The following is a 2783-nucleotide window of genomic DNA, read 5'->3' as shown; positions in this document are numbered from 1 at the left end:
GCCGCCGGTGATGGGGAACGCGAGGGTGCCGGTGGCGCCGTCGAGGGTCGCGGTGCCGATCACGCCGGGGGTCAGGCCGAGGGTCGTGAGGGCGCCGGTGAAGCCGGAGTCGAGGGTGACCTGCGTGTCGACGCCGGTGAGGGTGGGGATCTCCGCGAGGGGCGTGGGGTTCGCCTCGGTCGTGGCCGACGCGGACGGGGCGGCGGACGAGGAGGACGAGGGGGTCTCGGCGGGGGTCGAGCAGGCCGCGAGGCCGACGACGAGGAAGCCCGCGGTGGCGAGGCCGAAGACGGACTTGGTGAGGTTGCGCATGGGAGTTCCTTCGCTGTGTGGACTGGGGATCCGCCCGGTTCCCCGGGCGACACAGGGACTTCGGCGCCGTCGCGGAAGAGGTTGGGGCGCGTCCTCCTTTCTCAGGGGAAGGCCAGGTTCGCGGGGGCATCCCCCGGGATGACGGCGGTCGGCGACCCGATCTGCCGCGACCCGCCATTGACTTTCGACTGTCGCCGATATATCGTCGCTACATCGCGACAGAACGCCGCGATCCCCGACATCACCTGACCGGAAGGAGCGCTCATGCGCACCCACGACCACGACGACCACCTCTCGTCCCCCTCCAGCGGCGGCGTCCCCGCCGACCGCCACGAGCCCCGCATGCAGCACCACCGCGGCGGCCGCCCGCGCATCGTGCCGGGCCACCCCCTCGCCCGCGGCTTCCGTCCCGGCGACGGCCCGGGCTTCCCCGGCTTCCCGGGCTTCCCCGGCATGGGCGGCTTCGGCGGCCCCGGCTTCGGCCCGGGCCGCGGACGCGGCGGACGGGGTCGCGCCCGCCGCGGCGACGTCCGCCTCGCGATCCTGTCCCTGCTGGCGGACGCACCCTCGAACGGCTACGGCCTCATCACCGGCATCGCCGCGAAGACCGAGGGCGCCTGGCGGCCGAGCCCCGGATCCGTCTACCCCACGCTCCAGCAGCTCGTCGACGAGGACCTGATCGTCGCCGACGAGACCGGCGCGAAGAGCGTCTACTCCCTCACCGACCAGGGCCGCGCCCACGTCGAGGAGAACAAGGCGGAGATCGACGCCGCCTGGGCCGCCACCACCGACAAGTCCGAGGGCGAGGACGCGTTCCAGACGAGCCTCATGAAGCTCGCGGGCGTGATCAAGCCCCTCATGCACGACGCGACCGACGCCCAGCGCCAGGCCGCGGCGGCGAAGCTCGACGAGACTCGGCGCGCGCTGTACGCGATCCTCGCCGACTGATCCGCGGCGGCCTCCGGCCCCATGCACGACGACGGCCCCCGCTGATGCGGGGGCCGTCGTCGTGCATGGGGCGGATCAGCGGGTCGCCGCCCCCGTGTCGAGGTCGTCGCCGGCCTCGAGGTCGGGTCCGTCCGACTCGGTGATGTCGATGCCGAGGCCGCCGTCGGCGTCGTCGGCGTCGTCGTCGGCGACCTGGTCGTCGTCGAGCGGCACGACGCGCTCCTCGTCGATGGCCTCCGCCACCTCACGGGCGTCGGCTCCGACGAGCTCCTCCTCGTCGACGCCGGTGTCGTCGAGGTCGCGGTCGGCGGGATCCCGGGGGTTCTCGATGTCGCTCACGGTGCTCTCCTTCGCTGGTCGATGCGGCGCGTTCGCGCCGTCCCTCGACGGTACGCGCCCCGGCTCCGCGCGTGCTGGCCCGGCGTCCGCGGGAAGCGGCGGCAGGCCGGCTCCGATCAGGAGACGCCGACGGTGATCCGGTGCCAGCCCGTCGCGCCGTCGGGCGCGGGCGGCGCCTCGTCGGCGGTCTGCGTCGCGCCCGTGGTGTCCGTCGCGCGCACCTCGACGCTGTGGGATCCGCTCGTCGCGTCCCACGCGTACGACCACTGCCGCCACGTGTCGGCGCCCACGCCGTCACCCAGCGTCGCCTCGACCCAGTCGCCCTCGTCGACGCGGACCTCCACCTTCTGGATGCCGGTGTGCTGCGCCCAGGCCATTCCGGCGACCGCGGTGCGCCCCGCGTCCACGCGCGCGCCGGAGCGCGGGGTGTCGATGCGGGAGCCCGTCTTGATGGGGCCGCGCTCGGTCCAGCCGCGGGTCGACCAGTACGCGACGTCCTCGGCGAAGGTCGTGACCTTCAGCTCGGTGACCCACTTCGTCGCCGACACGTAGCCGTAGAGGCCGGGCACGACCATCCGCACCGGGAAGCCGTGCTGCTGCGGCAGCGGCTCGCCGTTCATGCCGACCGCGAGGATCGACGCGCGGTCGGGATCCGTGAGCGCCTCGAGCGGCGTGCTCGCGGTCCAGCCGTCCTGGCTCGTGGACAGCACCATGTCGGCGCCCGCGGTGGGGCGGGCGCGCTCGAGCAGCAGGCGGATCGGGTAGCCGAGCCAGAGCGCGTTGCCGATCAGGTCCCCGCCGACCTCGTTGGAGACGCACGTGAGGGTGGTCACGTGCTCCTCGAGCGGGAGGGCGAGGAGCTCGGCGAACGTGATCTCGACCTCCTCCTCCACCATGCCCGTGATGCGGAGCGTCCAGGAGGACGCGTCGACCGACGGCACCTGCAGCGCCGTGTCGATGCGGTAGAAGTCGGCGTTCGGCGTGACGAACGGCGCGAGGCCGGGGACGCCGAGCTCGGCTGTCGCGGGGATCGCGGCGGCGGGCGTCGCGGCGCGCGGGAGCACGAGGGTGCGGCGGAAGTCGTCCACGCGGGCGGCGGCGGCGTTGAGGCCGCGGGCCACGGATCCGGCGACGACGGAGGTGACGCCGGCCACGACCGTCATGAGGAGGAAGGTGCGGCGTTC

General features: G+C 74.0%; 3 protein-coding genes and 1 pseudogene. 1 reads left to right on the top strand and 3 read right to left on the bottom strand.

What is annotated here, in order from left to right; all coding sequences use genetic code 11:
• Positions 1-312, bottom strand: a pseudogene (locus DZG00_RS14235) (hypothetical protein); the annotation flags it as partial.
• Between the two features lie 264 nt (positions 313-576).
• On the opposite strand from DZG00_RS14235, the gene DZG00_RS14230 reads away from it, so the two are divergent.
• Positions 577-1260, top strand: a complete 684-nt coding sequence (locus DZG00_RS14230; RefSeq protein WP_119455758.1) for a PadR family transcriptional regulator — start codon at positions 577-579, stop codon at positions 1258-1260.
• A gap of 75 nt (positions 1261-1335) precedes the next feature.
• Here DZG00_RS14230 and DZG00_RS14225 read toward each other — a convergent pair whose 3' ends face one another.
• Both DZG00_RS14225 and DZG00_RS14220 read right to left on the bottom strand, forming a co-directional pair.
• Entirely contained in the window at positions 1336-1599 is a 264-nt protein-coding gene (locus DZG00_RS14225; RefSeq protein WP_119383168.1) for a hypothetical protein, read from the bottom strand.
• A 116-nt stretch (positions 1600-1715) separates the two neighbouring features.
• On the bottom strand, positions 1716-2783 hold a 1068-nt coding region (locus tag DZG00_RS14220; protein WP_119455757.1), incomplete at its 5' end, for a molybdopterin-dependent oxidoreductase.

The sequence above is a fragment of the Clavibacter lycopersici genome, assembly GCF_003576405.1.
GTDB lineage: Bacteria > Actinomycetota > Actinomycetes > Actinomycetales > Microbacteriaceae > Clavibacter > Clavibacter lycopersici.
The sequence above is the reverse complement of the archived record's forward strand: the minus strand, read 5'-3'. Positions and strand labels throughout refer to the sequence as shown.